Genomic DNA, 19,434 nt, shown 5'->3' on the forward strand with positions numbered 1-19,434 from the left:
ACTACTTACGATGTCTGTCATTGTGGGAGGCAAGTAATCATGAATCAATTAATGACGGAATTGGGACAAGTGTACTATCAGTACCGACCGGCGGGACCACAACAGCCGACGTTGATGTGCTTACCGGCGTTTGGCTGGGACGCCACTGATTATAATTTTAAGCATTTAATGGCACGATTGCCAAGTCAGGTGGGATTACTTGCCATCGACACGATTGGCGTGGGCCGTAGCATTCATAGTCAAATGGTGCGCACTGTCCCGCATATTTTAGCCAATCTTGAGGATGTGGTTCACCATGAACACGTGAGCAACTTATTATTGGTGGACCACAGTTTAGGCGCTAGTTACGCATTCTTATATGCCCAGCAGCACTTAGATAATGTTTGTGGCTTAGTTTTGCTTGAACCACCCTATGCCGCGATGGCACCACAACTTCTTGCAAACGTCCAATCTTTTATTGAAAACTATCCGCAACTAGTACAACAGCGACAAACTTTGACACTTCAGCAACTCTTAGCAGAAGTTAATCCTTTAAACCTACTGGCAGAACGTGTCGCCAATGCCCGTATTGATTTAGCAGCTTACGCGAACCCGAGTATTCTGACTGAAGCGCAATGCTTACCACAATTAGTAACGACGCTTCGAACCGCTGAAAAGCGGGTACTGACGCTGCCAATCCAAGTTTTAGTCACTGACCAACGCTTGACGGCGTACCAACAATCACCGTGGTGCCAGCTTGGTCACCTAGTTCATGCACCAGGTCAGCATTATTTACACTGGACGAACGAAAATTTTGTCCGGCAACAACTATTGATTGCTCTGTCCCAGTCATAGGGGCAAAGAGCCAGTCCACGGTATTAAATTAATCGCTGCAAAGCTAGTACCAGCAACATCTACCAATGGTCTGACTTTAATCCAACTGAATCAGCCACCCGCAACAAATTCGAGTATGCTAAAATGAAAGCAGATTGGTTGTGGAGGCGTTGGAAAATGCAAAAACAAGTAACGATTATTGGTAGTGGCATTGTTGGGGCGGTCACGGCGTACTATTTAAGCCAGAACCCTGACCTGAACGTCACGATTTATGATGAAGGTATTGGTCAAGCGACTAAGAATTCAGCAGGGATTATTTCACCTTGGTTATCCAAACGTCGTAATCAGCGTTGGTATCAACTCGCTAAGGCCGGGGCTGCTTTGTATCCGGAAATTGTTGCGGACACGCAAATGGGCTATTCTGTTTATCAACAAGCAGGAACGATTGTGACTCGTGCCGATCCAGATGATCTGCAGGCGCTATACGATTTAGCTCTAAAGCGCCGGCAAGCGGCACCCCAGATGGGAACGATTGAGAAATTAACTGCTGAAGAAGTCCAAGAACGGATCCCACTGCTAACGGCGCCCCAACCCGGTGTGTTTGTGAGTGGTGGTGCGCGGGTCGATGGCGATAAGTTTGCACATAATTTACTGAAATACGCTGAAAAGCGGAACCTGGTCCGTCATAAAGGTAAGGTACGTTTAGGTGACCAGGGCCAACTATTGACGGTTAATGGTCAGCAAAGCTATGACACGTTGATTTTAGCAGTCGGGGCGTGGCTAAAGCCGTTATTGTTGCCAATGAAGATTGTTGCTGATGTTCGGCCACAAAAAGGGCAGTTGATTGAAATGCAGCTGCCTGAGACTTGGGCTGACGATGTTCCAGTGCTCATGCCTGAAGGTGAACGAGACTTTATTCCCTTTACGCGCAGCAAATTGGTCGTCGGGGCGACGCACGAAAATGATCAGGGCTACGATTTGCAGGTTTCAAGTCTGGTTGAAGATGATCTCTTTGCTAGCGGGCTCAAACTTGATGCCAACCTGACTAAGGATCAAATTACGCAGGTAAAAGTGGGTACGCGTGCCTACACGCGTGACTTTGCGCCGTTCTTCGGTCCAATTCCGGATAACCCACATATTTTGGTAGCTAGCGGGTTAGGTTCATCTGGTTTAACAACAGGACCCATGATTGGTAAGTTGTTAGCCGATTATGTTCAAACTGGTGCTCATAACTGGGACCAGTATCAACGACCAATTGAAACTTATTTGGCCCCGGCTGATTAGTCACTAAGATGTAAGCCTTGTTGTGCTAATTGATGGGCGCCATGGTTATCACTTTCGGCAATCCACTGGGTGATTACTAATTGGCACTGGTCTTGCAGGTGCAGCAAAGTCGCCAGCTCGACACTGAAAGTTTTGCTGTAACCCTTGGCGACACTTTCGGCGACGATTTGACTATCCGTATAGAAAAAGACGCTGACTTGCGGACCATAAGAATCTAATAAAGTTTTAAAGCCAGCAATGGCGGCAAGAAATTCTGCGGTATGATTATCACTGTCTGGCAAGACCTGTTTGAATTGGTGTTGTTGGCCCTGATCAATAATTAAGATTCCCGCGGCACTGCGCTGATTATCGGGTGTGGTCGCGGCATCCGTATATAATTGCATCAAACTCACTCCAATGTGAAAGGAATTTTGTACTGTGAATAACGATAAGCATACCTTTAAATACCAACCAATGCTAGCGTCAAGTGTGATCGTCTGGTCGTGGACGGCACTAGTATTGATGGCGGGGATTATTTTGTGGCTAGAAATCTTGAAGTTTAAGTGGTGGTTACTCGTCATTGCGGCGCTCTTTATTGCCTTGGTCGCGATTCAAATCAGCTTGCGGCGCGTAACAATCAATCATAACCTCATTATTTTTAGCACGGTCTTGAACCATTCTTGGCTTGTGATTCCCCGTGATCAACTCGAATTGATCGTCCCGATACGCGGTGGGTTGAAAGTTCAAATCGATGGTAATCAATATCGGTTTTTGATGTTGAAAAAGGCGCGCAATCAGTTGATTGACCTAGCAACTAGTCGATAGATACGAATAAAAACAATCAATATACAAATAATGTTCATAATTTCAGGAAGATTGTTATAATGGAGTAAGTAAAAACAGAAGGGCGGAGAATTGATGAAGGATATTGAAATTGCACAGCAAGTGACACCAGAACCGATTACGGCGATTGCGGCTAAAGCGGGCTTGACGGTTGACCAGATCGACCAATATGGGAGCACGAAGGCTAAACTCAAATTACCGTTACCGGTTAAGAAAACTCAACGCAACCTTATTTTAGTAACGTCGATTAACCCGACGCCTGCTGGTGAGGGAAAGTCAACCGTGACTATTGGGTTAGGTGACGCGTTGACTAAGATTGGTAAGTCAACGATGATTGCATTGCGGGAACCTTCATTAGGACCAGTTATGGGGATGAAGGGTGGCGCCACTGGTGGCGGGTACTCACAAGTGATTCCAATGGAAGATATCAATTTGCACTTCACCGGCGACATGCATGCCCTGACGGCTGCGAACAACACGCTCGCGGCCTTAATTGACAACCATATTCAACAAGGTAACCAGTTGGGTATCGATCAGCGTCGAATTCAATGGAAGCGCGCGTTGGATATTAATGATCGGGCGCTCCGGCATACGGTGATTGGCCTTGGTGGTGCAACGTCGGGTGTACCTCGTGAAGATGGGTTTGACATTACCGTCGCGAGTGAACTGATGGCCATTCTCTGTCTTTCAGAAAATATTGCGGACTTGAAACAACGTGTTAATCGAATTGTAATTGGCTACACACATGACCGTCAACCAGTGACAGTTGCTGATTTGAACGTCGGTGGCGCGATCACGTTACTTTTGAAAGACGCGTTACGTCCAAATTTAGTTCAAACCCTGGCGCATACCCCAGCACTAGTTCATGGTGGTCCGTTCGCCAATATCGCGCATGGTTGTAACAGTGTACTTGCCACGCAAGCTGGATTGAATCTAGCCGACTATACGGTAACCGAGGCGGGCTTCGGTGCTGATTTGGGTGGTCAGAAATTCATGGATATTAACGTGCCAGCGGTCGGACAAGCGCCCAATGCCGTGGTAATCGTGGCGACGATTCGGGCTTTAAAGTTACATGGTGGCGTGGCTTTGCAAGATTTGGCAACCGAAAATGTGGCGGCCTTGAAAGCCGGTGTGGCTAATTTAGGACATCATATCCATGCCATGCAACGTTATGGGGTGCCAGTCGTGGTGGCCATCAACGAATTTACGGCCGATACTGACGCCGAAATCCATGCCGTCAAAGACTATTGTGCCGATCTTGGAGTCGATGCAGTCTTGGCTGATGTCTGGGGTCGTGGGGGTGACGGGGCAACCGACTTAGCTGCCGCAGTGGTTGATTTATGTGCTCAGCCAAGTCATTTTCAACCGTTATCACCAGCGGATGCGGATCTTAAGACGAAAATCAACGATATTGTCACTAAGACGTATGGTGGAGCCAATGTCGAATATTCAGCGAAAGCTCAGCGCCAATTGAGAACGTTTGCTAAGCAAGGGTGGGATCATTTGCCAGTCTGCATGGCGAAGACGCAATACTCATTGAGCGATGATCCCAAACGTCTCGGAGCACCAACCGGATTTACAATTAATGTTCGTGAATTTGTGCCGAAGTTAGGTGCGGGTTTCATTGTCGCTTTGACCGGGAACGTGTTGACGATGCCAGGACTGCCAAAACATCCGGCCGCACTCGATATGGACATTAGTGATGATGGAAAAATCTCAGGTTTGTTCTAAAGCTTGACCGATAAGTCGATGCCAGTGGGGGTCGGCTTTTTATTTGCGCTGTTTTTGGAAGACTGCGACAGCGAATCAATCACACACGTTTAATTTGTGAGCTACCGATGATGACTAACTCGCTTAGCAGTTGAGCGGTGCAACCAATCATCAGGCTCGTTGCTTCAACTGGGGGGTGGTTAACCAGATGCCGATGCTTTTGGGGGAATACTCGAAAGGTGCTTAGTTATTAAGTCTGCAATAAAAACCGCGCTTTTCCTGCCGGAGTTTCGTACAAGGACGACGTCTTTTGGTATAATTAAACACAGCTTAGCGAAATGTGAGGACAGAATATGTGGATCTATTTAATTTTAATGGTAGCGCTGGTCATTATTGACCAAGTTATCAAAGCAGCGATTGTGAGTCATATTGCGTTGGGTGCCAGTACGAGTATTGTTACCGGGTTATTATCACTCACAAATTTACATAATAACGGGGCTGCTTGGAGTATCTTAGAAGGCAAGATGTGGTTCTTCTACTTGATTTCAGTGATTGCCTTGATCGTGATGGGCTACTTGCTGTGGCGCTTACGTGGCAAATGGCTATATGAGGTTGGTATTTCACTGATGATTGCGGGAACTTTGGGGAATTTCATTGACCGGTTACGTATTGGGTACGTCGTCGATATGTTCCAACTTGATTTTATTAATTTTCCAATTTTTAATTTTGCGGATTCATGTTTAACCGTGGGCGTCATTTTTATCTTGATCGGCGTGCTGCGGGATGATAGTTTTGAAAAATAAGTTACAGGGAGCTGATAACGTGGCAGGAGCGACCACGGAACAACAATTCACGATTACTGACCAAACAGGGCGCTTGGATAAAGTGTTAGCGGCACTACAGTCGGTCTGGACGCGGTCGCAAGTTGATAAGCTGATCAAAACGGATCAGGTGACGGTCAATGGTCAGCTCGAGGCGAGCAAGTATCACGTCAAACCAGGTGACGAAATTGTCGTTGCCGCACAGACGGTTCAACAAACAACGATTGAGCCAGAAAACATTCCATTAGACATTGTTTATGAAGACGATGACGTCTTGGTTGTCAATAAACCTCAGGGGATGGTCGTGCATCCAGCCCCTGGGCACCCTAACCATACCTTGGTGAATGCCTTGCTGTATCATAGTCCGTTGTCGACGATCAACGGTGAATTTCGGCCAGGAATCGTTCATCGCATCGATAAAGATACGTCCGGATTATTGATGGTCGCAAAGAATGACCGGGCTCACCAATCGTTAGCGGCTCAGCTGAAGGCGAAAACTAACTTACGAGAATACGTCGCACTCGTTCACGGAGTGATTAAAGAGGATACGGGGACAATTAATGCGCCACTCGGTCGGTCACCGAAGGATCGCAAAAAGCAAGCCATCGTTAAGACCGGGCGACCAGCAGTCACCCATTTTAAAGTACTGAAACGTTATCAGCACTATACTTTGATTAGTTGCCGGCTGGAGACTGGCCGTACGCATCAAATCCGCGTTCATTTACAATCTATTGGACATCCGCTGGTGGGCGATCCCCTGTACGGCCCCAAAAAGACGATTAAGGGGCACGGTCAATTTTTACACGCCAAATTATTGGGATTCAAGCACCCCGTAACGGGTGACTTATTGACCTTTGAAGCACCACTACCACCAATCTTTACGACAACCTTGGCTAAGCTTGACAAAACCGATGGGAATCATTAATCTAACAGTAATGAGCGTCCTTTAATCCGGCCCTGCGAGACTGAAAGGCAAACTGTTAACAATAACTTTTCGTCGACGGCCGTGACACCTTGTCCGGCCGTCTTTCTTTGTCGTACGGGTTGCTCAAAAAAGCGATAACCACAAATTGGGAGGCAATTATGCAAAAAGAAGTTGTTGATTCAATGGCGATGAAACGGGCATTGACCCGGATCACCTATGAAATTATCGAACAGAACAAAGGCATTAAAAATGTCGTCTTAGTGGGCGTTAAAACCCGCGGCGTCTATATTGCGCAGCGGATTGCAGCCCAATTACAACAGCTTGAAGGTACTGCGATTCCAGTTGGCGAGTTAGACATCACGGCATTTCGTGATGATCAGCCGCTGGATCAAGCACGGCTTTCAACGGACTATCAGTTAACGTTTTCGGTGGCGGATAAGCGGGTCATTTTAGTCGATGATGTTCTATTTACCGGCCGAACAATTCGCGCGGCTTTAGACGCATTAATGGGTGGCGGTCGGCCCCAGAGCATTGCCTTGGCGGTGCTAGTCGATCGTGGTCACCGCGAATTGCCGATTCGCGCTGATTTTATTGGTCGCAACATTCCCACCGCGCGTCAAGAACGCATCAAAGTGACGGTCAATGAAATCGACGGTCACGATGGTATTGAAATTATTAACTAGTACGACAAAGTCAAACAGATGAGAAGGGATCGCAATGGCAGACCGCTATTTGATTCTTGAAGATGGCAGCGCCTATTTAGGTGAAGGCTTTGGCTCGCCAGCGGTTTCTACCGGAGAAATCGTCGTCAACACGAGTATGACGGGCTATCAAGAAATTATTACTAATCAAATTTATCATAACCAAATCGTTGCTTTTACGCAGCCAACCATTGGGAGCTATGGGATCAACCACGATAGCTACGAATCAATTTTACCGACCGTTAAGGGGGTCGTTGTTCGGGATGTCGCTAGCATTTCGACCAACCGGCAGCGGCGCTGGTCACTGGATCAATATTTAAAGCAACAAAATATTCCTGGCATCAGCCATATTGATACACGGCACTTAGCGAAGCAACTCCGAGCAAGTGGCCCGATGAAAGCCAGTATCGTAGACGTTGCAGATGCCCATGCCTTTGATCAATTGGGTGCGACCGTGCTGACTAATCAACAGGTGGCAGCGGTCGCAACACCGAAACCATTTCCTAATCCGGGGACGGGGCTCAATGTCGTGGTCATCGACTTTGGCCTCAAACACGGGATTTTGCGCGAACTTAGTAAGCGTGCTTGTAACGTCACGGTCTTACCTTATACGGCAACGACTGAGGAAATTTTAAACTTAGATCCAGACGGCGTCATTCTATCGACTGGGCCCGGCAAACCGCAGGACTTACCAGTCAGTGTGACTGAGATGATCAAGAACATTCAAAATCGGGTGCCACTGTTTGCCATCGGACTGGGCCACGAACTATTTGCGATGGCCAATGGCGCTCAAATTATGAAATTATCACCTGAACATCATGGGGCTAACCACCCAATCCGCGAAGTGATTACGAACCAAATTATTTATGCAGCTCAGGGCCAGGGGTTCGCGGTAGATGCGGATACTGTTGATCGTAATAAGTTAATCACGACATTTGTTGACTTGATCGATGGGACGATTCAAGGACTGCGTCTACGGGACTTTCCAGCGTTTTCAGTGCAATTTTTCCCAGATGGCGCTCCTGGTCCGACTGAAACGCGCGATATTTTTGATGAATTTGTTGAGTCGATGCAACAAGCAAGGGGGCCAATCTGGTGAACAATCAAGCCTTACAAAAAGTGTTGATTATTGGCGCTGGGCATAATGACATTGGCCGAGAGGGACAACACGACGCGGCGGTGACCCAAATCGGTGCGGCAATTCGGCGTCTGGGCATTGCTGTTGTCCTCGTCGATAACAATGCTTACTCCGTGGCGGCTGAAAATCGGTTTGCTGACAAGGCTTATTTGGAACCACTGACTGTCGCCGCACTATCCAAAATTATTGAAACTGAACAGCCTGATGGCCTCATTCCTTCACTTGGTGGCGTCCAAACAGTCACCCTAATTCAAGGGTTGATTCGCAACAATGTGTTAAAAAATAATCACGTGAAGTTGCTACAGTGGGATCAAGACGTGGTCGACATGATCGTCAACCCAGCGCTGATGAGCAACCGGTTGAAAGATATGGGTGAACCCGTGATTGCCTCACAAGTTGTGGCTAGCACGACTGAGGCGATGGCCGTGGTGCGCCACGTCGGTTTTCCAGTGATCGTCAAGTCTGTCGCACCCCGAATCGAAGCGAGTCGCCAACTATGTGAAGATGAAGACGAACTGCAACGGGCACTAGCAATGGGATTCAAAGTTTCAGGGACCAAACAATGTATTGTCGAACAGAGTATCGTCGGCTATAAAGAACTCGAATTTGTAGCCGTCCGTGATCAGAAGGACACCGCGCTACTAGTCAGTGGGATGGAAAATTTTGATCCAGTTGGGATTCACTCCGCTGATTCAATCGTTTTTGCCCCAACGCAAACGATTACGGATCAAGAATACCAACAGTTTCGCTCAGCGACACTCAAGATCATGCGCAAGTTACACTTGACCGGCTCTTGTCACGTTCAATTTGCACTTGATCCGACCACGCAAAACTATTACGTGATTAAAGTGACACCGTACTTTGATCGGACGATGGCGTTAGCCGCGCGGGCAACCGAGTATCCGTTAGCACAAGTTGTTGGTAATCTAATGGTCGGGATAAGTTTGGCAGAGGTCAAACTGCCCGGAGCCTACCGTAAACAAACAGCTTTAATTGAACCCGTTTTAGATCATATTGTTTGCCGGATACCAGTTTGGCCGTTTAATGTGTTGAAGAAAGTTAGTCATCAACTAGACACCGTGACGGAATCGACAGGCTCAGTGATCGGTATTGGTCGTTCAACGGAAGAAGCCTTGTTGAAGGGGTTGCGGTCTACGGACGAATCTCGCTATCACGTGATTGCTAATCGACCCCAGAACTATTCGGAGGGTGAACTGATCCAACGGTTGATTCATCCGCAAGCTGGGCGCATGCTGATTTTACTTGAAGCCCTGAATCGTGGTTATCAAATCGATGAATTAGCCGAGCTAACCAAGATTGATGCTTTTTACTTTTATAAACTGAGTCATATTTTAGAAATTGAACGAGCCTTGCGTGAACGGCCGTTTGACGTCCACGCGCTGGGCCGAGCCAAATATTTTGGCTTTACCGATGAAGATGCGGCCGCTGCCTGGCAAACGGATGTGGCTAAGGTTCGCAACTTTGCGTTGGAAAATGAAATTCAACCGACTTTTAAGGAGGTCGAACCGACTGCCGGGGAATTTACTGAGCAGACGAGTACTTATTACTCCACGTACGAATTTGATAACGAAAGTCAACCGTCTACTGGTCGGCGAGTCGTTGTCATTGGCACGGGTGCTAACCGGATCGGAACCAACCATGGGAACGACTATTTGGTCTCACAACTGTTGTTCTACTTGAAAAAGGCTGATTATGAGCCTGTTTTGATCAACGCTAACCCTAATAGTGTGGCGATGACTCCGCGATTGGCCAAAAAACGTTACGTTGAACCTAAACAGTATTCGGATATTTTAAACGTCTTAGCGATTGAAAAGCCGTTGATCGTTTTTACCACCTATCATGATTACCGGCTGGGCCAGAAGTTAGTACAGGATGGCTACCAAGTGATCCAAATCAACAATAGCTTGCCGCGCGAGCAGATCAAGACCAACGATTCGCCCGCCGTCGAGGTGATTACGGACGGCACCGATGTGACAATTTTTGGGGTAAGTGAAATTATTGCGGGAAATAATTTGCGTGGCAATGTCCGTGGTGCGGTCCAAGTATTTCCGATTCGTGATAAGGCGGAAAATCAGGCAATTACAGCTTTACACGCTGAAATCAAGCAACGAGTGCTCGCCATGGGTGCGCCCGGGCTCTATACAGTTCGGTTAGCAATTGCTGATACGGCTTTGCAACTTGCTACGATTGAACCGATGAGCATTGCTACGATGGCGTTAATCAGTAAGGCCAGTGGGTCGAGCGTGACCCGCTTATTACTTCACGTAAAATTAGGCGAAGCACTGACTAAGGTGATGTACGACTATCCGGATGTTAACCGGCTAAAGCCAGTCTATGTTCAGGCGAATACATTTCCCTACAATCATTTACAAATTTATGATGAAGTGGAAGCCACCGGTGAACCGGGCCATGCTACCGGCACGGTGATTGCACATGGCGACACGTTAAAGGCGGCGTTGACAGCGTTGAATCAGGGAAATGAAGATACGGATTTTTAGTCTGAGCTTTTGATCAATATCGCTATTTAAAGCACAGCCAGACTAAAATCTGGTTGTGCTTTTTTGCGCGTTCGTAGGCAAAAGTAGGCTCTAACTGGCCAATGTATAGGACGCTTTAAATAGCGCTTTCATTTATGGTATGCTTATCTAAAGACAAATTAAAGGCAGGTTAGTTAAATTGGCAAAGACATTATATATGATGCGGCATGGTGAAACACTTTTTAATCGGCTGAAGAAGATTCAGGGGGCGTGTGACTCGCCGCTAACCCCCAAAGGAATTGCGGATGCCCAACGCGTGGGTGCGTATTTTCAGGCGCAAGGGATTACGTTTGATCATGCGTACAGCTCAACGCAGGAACGAGCTAGTGACACGTTAGAATTAGTGACCAAGCAACCTTATGAGCGTTTAAAGGGTATCAAAGAGTGGAATTTTGGCGTTTTCGAAGGTGAGTCGGAAGTGTTAAATCCAAAACCGGACCCCGTGCGCCGCAGTCATGGTGACTTTTTCTGTCAGTACGGTGGCGAAAGTGATTTGCAGGTACAAGACCGCGTTGTCAAAACGTTGACGGCGGTGATGGCACGTCCGGATCATCATCAGGTGTTGGCGGTCAGTCACGGTGGGGCTAGCTTCATGTTTTTGCGGCAATGGCTTTCAATGGACGAAATTGAGCGGCAAGGCATCGTGTTACATAACTGTGCAGTCATCAAGTACCAGTATGACGCGGGCCGCTTCACATTTGAAAAAATCATTAATTTGGCTGCAACTGATAAAAATTAAAATTATGTCAACTAGATTTAAGTGCGTTGACACTCAGTCTGAGTTTAAGCATTAAAAAGCGCTCACGACTCGGATTCAGGCATGAAAGCGGGGTCGTGAACGCTGACGCATCAAGGGCGCCAAAAGGTCGTCATGGTTTGTTTAGTAGTCATATTATATTGAATGATTTCTGCAAGTAGCTTGTGATTGATTGGCGCATCGAAAGCAACTTGCCATAACATCTTGGTTGTTTTATCACCAGCAGCCGTGATCGCGTTCCGATAGCTATCCAAAGTATGTGATTCAAGTGCAATGTTCAGATGATCCTTGGCGGTACTGAACCCAATGATAAATGTGTCGTGGTCAGTAAACATCGGTTGATTCCAGGCGACCCGTGCCTTGAGTTGTGGAAAAGTCGTGTGTACCCAGTTGAGCAAGGTAATCAGTTGGGCGCGATGGGGTGTTGCACCCAGCTTTTCCAGATATGGTGTCAAAACAGCTAGGTCAGCGTCAAGGTACTCAGCCATTGGCATTTCCTCCATTCATTGATGGCTTCAGTGTACCGGATACCCGCAGAGCTTGCAACCAAAAATAATCCCGTTCAATCAGGTGGCCCACACGGCTGATCGAACGGGATTGTTTTTAATACCGCGCATTTGAGCCCACTACGATTCAGTGCACGGTTCGTTTTTATTAGTTCATTAGGTTCCAATGCCAGTAAGGATGGCGATCGACTCTATAAATGACAGCTGGATCAGCACTCCGAGGCCGCGGTTGTTTCACCGTGATCGTTAAGACTTGTGAATGACGCATAGACATCAGTTCCTTTCTTAATTAATGTCTTTAGTTTACCCATTTGAAGCAGACTCAACTACTGCGTTTTCATAAGGCTAGCATAAGAATTTCTTAGAATTGTACTGGCGAGGGCCGGCACTACTTGGACAGCGGTTACGGTGTGGTTGCTTGAAGAAAGGCGCAATCTGATGAGCGAACAAACACCGGTAAATAACACTGATTAAGCTAGTGACTCATTCGCTTCAAAAAAAGACCTGACGAGCGGTGTTTAAGCTGGATAACAAATGCACATAACGGGCCTTGACTATATGGTTAGGCTAAGTATTGTGTTGGTTGTTCCCAACATGACTGGAGTTCATTAAAAAAACGACTGAGATGATCGCCATCAATGGTGGCATGATTGACCGTAATGCTTAGCGGCATGATTGTTTTGTCAGCGTCCTTCTTAAACTGGCCAGCCTGAAAAATTGGAAAGAAACTATCTAGTGGTTTGAATGGGAGGGGCGTGTAGCTACTAAAGTGGACTCCTGGAAGACAGCCGATATTAACCAGATTAGGTGTTTGTGGTGTTTTCGGCATGGGCCCTGGAAGTGCACTAAATTCAGCTTGGTCTGCTAAATAGTGTTGATAGAACGTTTCAAAATCGGTGTCGTAAGTCGTCCATAAATTAGCCATTGTCCGGTCAGCGTGTAAGATCGTATAAGACGGATGTAACACGTCAAAGGTCACCAGTTGATCGTTCAAATAGCCGATGCGCATTTCGGGATGTGTGGTCAACAAGCGACTCACTAGGTATAGATATACCGCGTTGAATTTAACGTGGTGGGCTTTAGTCCAAGCTAGGGTGGCGGTAATATCCATATTTACCGTGAGACTAAAACCGCTGGGGGCTATCTTGGTGAAATAGTAAAAATAAGTTTGGCGCGGCCAGGCTGCAGGATTAATAGCAACGGCGTGCATGTTTGGTTTAGTGGTGGTCATTTAGTTTTCCTTCCAATCTTTAGGGCGCCGATTATAGCCATGGTCATCGAATGGTTGTAAATCGTGCAGCCATTTGGTTTTGAGTGCTTTGAGCGTGGCACGCATATTAGTAACATCGGTCGTTTCCTTTTGCCACAGAATTTGATATGAAAAGTCAGCGGCAGTTTGTTGATTCCAATCAGCCTGTAACGGGTTGGACCGGTAAAAGTTTTTATTAAGATTTAGTTGATAAAAGGCCCAGCGGTTGTGTAAATTGGGCACTGTGTCAATCCAAATTTTATGATTGCGTTCGTTGGTAATTTGAATGACGCCGTAATAAGTTGGGGCAAGTTTGTATTTTTGTTGTAAGCGATGCTTTTCGACTGGTTGCATGGTTCAGTCCTCCTTAGTAGTTGTGCGCCAGTATTGCCGGCCATCGACGGTACGCTTTAAGAAGCCGTAGTCGATCAGGTAACGGCGCAGCGTGGTGTAATCAAAATAAATCGGTCGTAAATAGTGGTTGAGCTCGTCTTCATTGATTGGCCGGTTCATCGGAATTTCATCAATAATCCGCGTTAGAATTGTGACGATCGTCTTTTGCTTTTTGGGCCACCGCTTCAATTGTAGTGGGTCATGATCAAAGTTGAAGTACTGCTTCAATGTTTGGACCGCTTCGTCTTCAGTAATCGCAAAGCGGTCATCAATAATTCCAGGTTGTTCTGGCAGGACAATCAAATCATTGGGCGTCTGACCACTCTCAAAGACGGATTGATAGATGGCCAGGTACAATTTAGCTTGTTTGGCTTTTTCACGAAATGTAAATTTTTGATGTCGAATCGTGGCCGCCGCTAATTGAAATTGTTTAGCCAAGTCGGCATCCTTGATGCCAGTCGCAAAAGCAGTCAGTAAATTTTGCTGTTTAGTGGTTAAAGTATTGTAGCGACTCGCTAAGTGAATCAGTGGTGACTGGATACCACCATGGACGATCGTTAAGTGTTGTTCGATCGTGGCCGCCGCTGTAGTCGTTTCCCAGCTAGCATCACAGTAATTACAATACCGGGCAGTGGCTGTTTGATGCCAGCCGCGTTTTAAATCATCAATCGTTAAACTAGTTAAGTCCATGAGGCTACCTCCAATGTTACTGATTATAAGACTGTTTACTGTATTTGTAAACACAATCGATGAATTAATGTTTACTAAAATAGTAAACTTACAATCATCTGATATGTTTACCGTTACAGTAAACGCTTAGGTTTGCCTTGACACCAAGATAGCTAGCGCTTACGCTTAACGACGCTGTTTAAACGTGAAAGGACGTGGGACAATGGAAACTTATCACCGTGCATTTGGTGTTTATGGGATTATTGGCGATGAGCATGCGTTGGTCGTTACTAAAAAGTTTGGTGGTCCCTATACGAATCGCTACGACTTACCAGGTGGCAGTTTGGCCGATGGTGAGCCCTTACTTGCCGCGATTCGCCGTGAGATTCAAGAAGAAACCGGGTTAATCCCGACTGAATTGACGCAATTGGGTATCACGAGTTTTCGGTATCCCTGGCAGTTCAAGCAGTGGCGGATGAACCAACATCTGGCGGTCTTTTACCGAGTGACCCGGACAACTGGGCAACTGGCTGAACATGTCGCTAACTTTGATGGTCAAGATTCGCATGGAGCATCACGGGTGCCGTTGCATGCGTTGACTGAAGCTAATGCGTCACCGTTGGTTTTAAAAGCAAAGGCAGTGTTGTTATCCGGGCGGTTTGACCCAAGCGATCAGACCTACCCGGACTGGACTGTGCTGGATCATCTGGTTTATTGACCTGAGCTAATCCCGGAATGGCGCCAAAAATTTCATTTCAAAAGCGAAAAATAGGTGAACACTAGGTTGGCAATGTGGCCGATCTAGTGTTCACCTGTTTTTGATTCATGCGCACAACTAGTGCGTTTAAGTGGGTGTGTGGCTTAGCCCTAACGTGACAAAAATGATGACGTTGATTGGTTAGTTAATCGTCGTTTCGCGTGGTGGGGGTTAAAAGTACCAAAATACTGGTGTGCGCCCGAGAAAACCAACATTTAAATGAATAGCGAGCTATAATTCAGTAACGTCCGAATGGTAATCTTTCCTAGGCAGGGTTACTTATCGTTTAAGGAGGGACGCAACGTGTCGACAGCTTATGAGAACGTTTGCCATCTTGAAAGAGAGGGGATTTAAATGGCCGATGCAATTTTAACAGTTAAACATCTGAATAAAAGTTACGGCCACCAGCCAGTTTTGCGTGACGTTAGTTTTGAATGCACCCAGGGACGGATCGTGGGCCTGGTGGGCGCGAATGGCGCTGGAAAAACGACAATTATGAAAGCAATTTTAGGGCTACTTAGCACGGATGGTGAGATTCAAATCGCAGGTGAATCGATGCGATTCGATCATCATCCCATCTTGGCGACGGTGGGGTCACTAATCGAGTATCCGAGTCTTTATCCGTATATGAGCGGTTGGGACAACTTGCGTTTGTTTGCGGACGGGCCCGATGCCCAAGCGCGATTGGCGGCGGTGGTGTCCGCACTAAACATGACCGACTATATCCATCAAAAAGCGCGTCATTATTCATTGGGGATGAAACAAAAGCTTGGTGTCGCCCTGGCCTTTTTGAATCGGCCGCAACTAGTGATTTTGGACGAACCGATGAATGGTTTGGATCCACAAGGTACTAAGGAGTTACGCGATTTTATCTTGAAGCAAAAACAGGTGGGCGTCACGTTTTTGATTTCTAGTCACATTCTCAGTGAATTGCAAAAGTTAGCAGACGATTTAGTCATTATCGATCACGGTAAAATTATTGAGAAAACAACGATGACAGCACTGTTAACGACGACCGATCATTTTGTCACTGTGAAAACTGATCATGACGGTCAGGCGAAAGCGGTTTTGGTGGCGGCCGGCTATCAAGTAGTTGCCGACACGGTTGTGAAAGTCCACTTAGCACCGGACCATCAGGTAGCAGATGTGCTCCATGTTCTGACTAGTCACGGACTGACGGTCAGGGATGTTCGGCATGAGGCGGCTGATTTGGAAAGTACGATTTTAAAATTACTGGCGACAACCAGCGCCTAGGGAGTGGTACTGATGATGACGTTATATCGACAAGAACTCACAAAACTATTTAAGAAGAAGTCCACGATTTGGTGTGGACTGATATTGGCTACCATAGCGCTGATCTTTGCGATTTTGGCGCGGATCAAGCCGACGATTTTTCCCGCCAAAACCATGTTTGCCGCTAATTTTGAAGCGCAGCAGTTCATCGTCTTCTTTATGGTAGCAGCGGCGGCCACGATGATCACGATGGAATTTCAATTTGGGACGATCAAGCACGTGTTAACGCAGCGTTATTCACGACCACTCGTTTTGGTTAGTAAGTGGCTCGTGCTGTTAACCTACAGTCCATTGTTGTATGTCGGTAGCAGTCTGTTTGCCATCTTACTTAAAGTCTGCTTAGTAAATGATAAATTTGCGATCTTTACGCGGGCCAAGTTTTGGCATGATTGGTTGGCGGGCGTTGGTGGTGAATTTCTCAATACGTGGTTACTGCTAAGTCTAGTGCTGCTAATTGCTGCTCTTTTCAAGAGTTCTGGTGCGGCAGTCGCGGTCGGAATCATCGGATACTTTGTTCTGGGAATGGTTAATATTCCCATGATCGCACTTATTCGGAAGTATACGTGGCTCAAATGGAACCCACTCAACATGTTCAACTTTTCAGCCCAGTTGGGATTACCGACGCTGAGTAAAATTACCAATCTCACGGATGTCCAGTTGTTTTGGGGCAATCTTGCATACATTATTTTATTCTTAGTGTTAGGCCTGCTATTCTTTCGGCGGCGGGAAGTTTGAACCGTTACCGTTTGAAGCACTGCCAGTAAGTACTAAAAATCGCGCGTCCAGAAATTTTATCTTGGACGCGCGATTTTGTTGGTTAATGATTGATCACTGCGTACTCTTAAAACCAGTTTACGCGTGCGGTGTCAGTTGTTCAACAAGCTCAGCATTGGGAGAAACGTACAATGTTTTCTGACCTTCATAGATCACAAAGCCAGGTTTGGCACCATTGGGCTTGCGAATTCGGCGAACTTGGACGTAATCGACCGGAACGGTTGCTGAATCGCGGGCTTTTGAGAAGTATGCGGCGAGATTCGCGGCTTCTGTGAGCGTTTGGTCACTAGGATCATCTGAATGAATGATGACGTGTGAGCCTGGGATTTTTTGTGTATGCAGCCAATAGTCACTCTTACGGGCCGTTTTCAATGTTAACTGATCGTTTTGCCGGTTGTTTTTACCGACAAAGATCGGCGTCCCGTCACTCGCAGTAAATTCCTGGGGTTGACTCGGTTTACGTGAACTGCGTTGCTTTTTCTTAGTCTTGTGTTGCTTTAAGTAGCCTTGTTGCGTCAATTCTTCACGAATTTCGGTGATGTCAGCGGGACTAGCAAGCTCGATTTGGGTCTGGATATTGTCCAGATAATCAATTTCAGCTTGGGTCAAGCTGATCTGCTCACCAACGAAGCCAACGGCATTTTTTTGCTTCTGATAACGCGAAAAATACTTCTGCGCGTTCCGGGAAGGCGAGAGCTGATTAGATAGTTGAATCTTTAACGGCGCGTTATCGTGATAATAGTCTGGTAAAGTGATCTCAGTCATCCCACGTTTGACTTCATGTAGATAGGTCGTTAAGATTTCACCTTTTAACCGCAGCTCATCGGCCTGCTTGGTGTTAGCTAAGGTTTTTTCCAACTTTTTGAGCTTATTACGATTCTTCTTCAGGTTATTTTTGACCACCCGAATCAGATTGCCGGCTTGTTGTTGAACTCGTTCCCGTTGGGCTGCGTCTGCATAATAAAAATCAAGCAGACTGCTCAATGAGTCGAACTGGCGCGTGGCTTTGCCAAAATGGTCAAACGGTCCCGCGGCAAACATGGTCTTATGATTTGGTAAGGTGATCAACGTCGCCTGCGGCTGATCAAACTGTGCCAAAAAGGCCAGATAATGGTGATCAAGGTCGCCAGGCTGATGCAAGTCGGCAGCTAACTGTTGTGCGCTATCACGGCCGAATCCTTGATAATGCTGCTGCAATTGTTTTGCCAACACGTCTTCGTTGGGGTAATCCGTGACTAAGGTGTGAAAATCAGTATTCGGTGTAAATGGGTCTTGTTTGTCTTGCTTGGGGGGCTCGATGTAGGTCGCGCCTGGTAGAAGTAATCGGTAGCGATTCTGATCCGCACCGACATGCTTGATGACGTCAATGATCTTACCAGTCTGATTATCAACTAGGATCACGTTACTATGTCGTGCCATGATTTCAATAATCAACGTCAATGTCTCGGCATCACCGAGTTCGTTACGGGTCGTCACGGTCAGGTGCACAACCCGGTCGTTGGCGACCTGCGACACATCGGTCACGATGGCACCTTGTAAATATTTACGCATCATCATTGCGAAGTTCGTCGGCACGGCCGGATTAACGTAAGGGATTTGTGTTGTCTGAATCCGCGGGTACGTCGGGTCAGCCGATAGTAGAACTGGGTGATTCTTCCGGTTGGCACGAATGGTCAGAATCAACTCGTTTTGGTATGGCTGATTAATTTTTGAAATACGGCCGCCAACTAGTGTTTGGCGTAATTCGGTGACCATGGCATGGGTAAATAAACCATCAAAGGACATGTGATCACTCGCTTTCTAAGATATTCGTTATCACTGTAAAAATACAGTTAACCGGGTACTAGTATACCGTTTTTGAACAGGTAAAAACAAGTTAGCGCCCCACACTGACGCATAAAGTTAGGCGTCGACGCTGCTAGTTGTCAAACAAGCAATTAGCGGATGAACGCTTTGAATCTAAAAATGTTATATGCAAAAACTACTTTAACGGTATTTTAAATAAAAAGTAGTCGTAATTACACACTCTATATTGTATAATACAAATGTATTCATTGTGGGTGCTGCTATTCGCATAAGTGATGGTTAAAGCGTGCTAATTACGATGGAATCGCACTGGATCAGCCAGTTTACGCTGAAGCGTGCTTGCGTCAGCAAAGCTCAGTTGAGTTTTTTTGAGTGACGAATTGTCAAATCAAGCGCAACTTTGTCCCGAAGAAAACTTCAAATGGACTCTTCCAGCCTAAGACCTTACGTGGTCGGTG

At 46.6% G+C, this 19,434-nt stretch carries 19 protein-coding genes; 13 read left to right on the forward strand and 6 right to left on the reverse strand.

The features are described 5' to 3' along the window. The first annotated feature begins 39 nt into the window (after nt 1–39). Together ACOV1R_RS08880 and ACOV1R_RS08885 are read left to right on the forward strand one after the other, a co-directional pair. Complete coding sequence (locus ACOV1R_RS08880; RefSeq protein WP_021357509.1) at nt 40–834, forward strand: alpha/beta fold hydrolase; 795 nt, start codon at nt 40–42, stop codon at nt 832–834. A gap of 156 nt (nt 835–990) precedes the next feature. Next, nucleotides 991–2,097, forward strand: coding sequence for an NAD(P)/FAD-dependent oxidoreductase (locus ACOV1R_RS08885; protein ID WP_015380348.1), 1,107 nt, complete (start codon nt 991–993; stop codon nt 2,095–2,097). Here ACOV1R_RS08885 and ACOV1R_RS08890 read toward each other — a convergent pair. Continuing rightward, nucleotides 2,094–2,480 (reverse strand): ribonuclease HI family protein, encoded by a 387-nt coding sequence (locus ACOV1R_RS08890; protein ID WP_003640505.1) that lies wholly within the window; start codon nt 2,478–2,480, stop codon nt 2,094–2,096. The genes ACOV1R_RS08885 and ACOV1R_RS08890 overlap by 4 nt on opposite strands. Before the next feature lie 34 nt (nt 2,481–2,514). On the opposite strand from ACOV1R_RS08890, the gene ACOV1R_RS08895 reads away from it, so the two are divergent. The 8 genes from ACOV1R_RS08895 to ACOV1R_RS08930 all read left to right on the forward strand — a co-directional run bounded on the left by ACOV1R_RS08895 (nt 2,515) and on the right by ACOV1R_RS08930 (nt 11,511). Beyond that, nucleotides 2,515–2,901, forward strand: coding sequence for an EbsA family protein (locus tag ACOV1R_RS08895; protein WP_003644385.1), 387 nt, complete (start codon nt 2,515–2,517; stop codon nt 2,899–2,901). A gap of 93 nt (nt 2,902–2,994) precedes the next feature. Beyond that, on the forward strand, nt 2,995–4,650 hold the full coding sequence (locus ACOV1R_RS08900) for a formate--tetrahydrofolate ligase (RefSeq protein WP_128485037.1): 1,656 nt from the start codon (nt 2,995–2,997) through the stop codon (nt 4,648–4,650). 332 nt (nt 4,651–4,982) lie between these two features. Continuing rightward, entirely contained in the window at nt 4,983–5,432 is a 450-nt protein-coding gene (gene lspA, locus ACOV1R_RS08905) for a signal peptidase II (RefSeq protein ID WP_003640508.1), read from the forward strand. Beyond that, on the forward strand, nt 5,413–6,375 hold the full coding sequence (locus ACOV1R_RS08910; RefSeq protein WP_015640389.1) for an RluA family pseudouridine synthase: 963 nt from the start codon (nt 5,413–5,415) through the stop codon (nt 6,373–6,375). Before lspA ends, ACOV1R_RS08910 begins: the two co-directional genes overlap by 20 nt. Nucleotides 6,376–6,533: 158 nt before the next feature. Then, nucleotides 6,534–7,058, forward strand: a complete 525-nt coding sequence (pyrR, locus tag ACOV1R_RS08915) for a bifunctional pyr operon transcriptional regulator/uracil phosphoribosyltransferase PyrR (RefSeq protein ID WP_003644388.1) — start codon at nt 6,534–6,536, stop codon at nt 7,056–7,058. Nucleotides 7,059–7,092: 34 nt separating this feature from the next. Continuing rightward, nucleotides 7,093–8,175 (forward strand): carbamoyl phosphate synthase small subunit, encoded by a 1,083-nt coding sequence (locus tag ACOV1R_RS08920; RefSeq protein ID WP_011101548.1) that lies wholly within the window; start codon nt 7,093–7,095, stop codon nt 8,173–8,175. Beyond that, entirely contained in the window at nt 8,172–10,733 is a 2,562-nt protein-coding gene (locus ACOV1R_RS08925; RefSeq protein ID WP_128485036.1) for an ATP-grasp domain-containing protein, read from the forward strand. The genes ACOV1R_RS08920 and ACOV1R_RS08925 overlap by 4 nt, the downstream gene beginning before the upstream one ends. 178 nt (nt 10,734–10,911) lie before the next feature. Further along, nucleotides 10,912–11,511, forward strand: a complete 600-nt coding sequence (locus ACOV1R_RS08930; protein WP_003644391.1) for a histidine phosphatase family protein — start codon at nt 10,912–10,914, stop codon at nt 11,509–11,511. 110 nt (nt 11,512–11,621) lie between these two features. On the opposite strand, the gene ACOV1R_RS08935 is transcribed toward ACOV1R_RS08930, so the two are convergent. From ACOV1R_RS08935 to ACOV1R_RS08950, 4 genes are all read right to left on the reverse strand, one after another. Beyond that, nucleotides 11,622–12,032, reverse strand: a complete 411-nt coding sequence (locus ACOV1R_RS08935) for an iron chaperone (protein WP_015380351.1) — start codon at nt 12,030–12,032, stop codon at nt 11,622–11,624. 565 nt (nt 12,033–12,597) lie between these two features. Beyond that, nucleotides 12,598–13,266, reverse strand: coding sequence for a chloramphenicol acetyltransferase (locus ACOV1R_RS08940; protein WP_003644393.1), 669 nt, complete (start codon nt 13,264–13,266; stop codon nt 12,598–12,600). Further along, on the reverse strand, nt 13,267–13,638 hold the full coding sequence (locus ACOV1R_RS08945) for a GIY-YIG nuclease family protein (RefSeq protein WP_003645057.1): 372 nt from the start codon (nt 13,636–13,638) through the stop codon (nt 13,267–13,269). Nucleotides 13,639–13,641: 3 nt separating this feature from the next. Further along, nucleotides 13,642–14,367, reverse strand: a complete 726-nt coding sequence (locus tag ACOV1R_RS08950) for a DUF2087 domain-containing protein (protein ID WP_016511705.1) — start codon at nt 14,365–14,367, stop codon at nt 13,642–13,644. 202 nt (nt 14,368–14,569) lie between these two features. Here ACOV1R_RS08950 and ACOV1R_RS08955 point away from each other — a divergent pair, with 202 nt between their 5' ends. The 3 genes from ACOV1R_RS08955 to ACOV1R_RS08965 all read left to right on the forward strand — a co-directional run bounded on the left by ACOV1R_RS08955 (nt 14,570) and on the right by ACOV1R_RS08965 (nt 17,131). Beyond that, entirely contained in the window at nt 14,570–15,064 is a 495-nt protein-coding gene (locus ACOV1R_RS08955) for an NUDIX hydrolase (protein ID WP_054519149.1), read from the forward strand. A gap of 393 nt (nt 15,065–15,457) precedes the next feature. Next, complete coding sequence (locus tag ACOV1R_RS08960; RefSeq protein ID WP_016511704.1) at nt 15,458–16,357, forward strand: ABC transporter ATP-binding protein; 900 nt, start codon at nt 15,458–15,460, stop codon at nt 16,355–16,357. Between the two features lie 12 nt (nt 16,358–16,369). Further along, on the forward strand, nt 16,370–17,131 hold the full coding sequence (locus ACOV1R_RS08965; protein ID WP_097558244.1) for an ABC transporter permease: 762 nt from the start codon (nt 16,370–16,372) through the stop codon (nt 17,129–17,131). Nucleotides 17,132–17,248: 117 nt separating this feature from the next. Here ACOV1R_RS08965 and ACOV1R_RS08970 read toward each other — a convergent pair whose 3' ends face one another. Next, nucleotides 17,249–18,955 (reverse strand): NFACT RNA binding domain-containing protein, encoded by a 1,707-nt coding sequence (locus ACOV1R_RS08970; protein WP_003640521.1) that lies wholly within the window; start codon nt 18,953–18,955, stop codon nt 17,249–17,251. Nucleotides 18,956–19,434: the final 479 nt, after the last annotated feature.

Source organism: Lactiplantibacillus sp. YT640, assembly GCF_049745435.1.
Lineage (GTDB): Bacteria > Bacillota > Bacilli > Lactobacillales > Lactobacillaceae > Lactiplantibacillus > Lactiplantibacillus plantarum.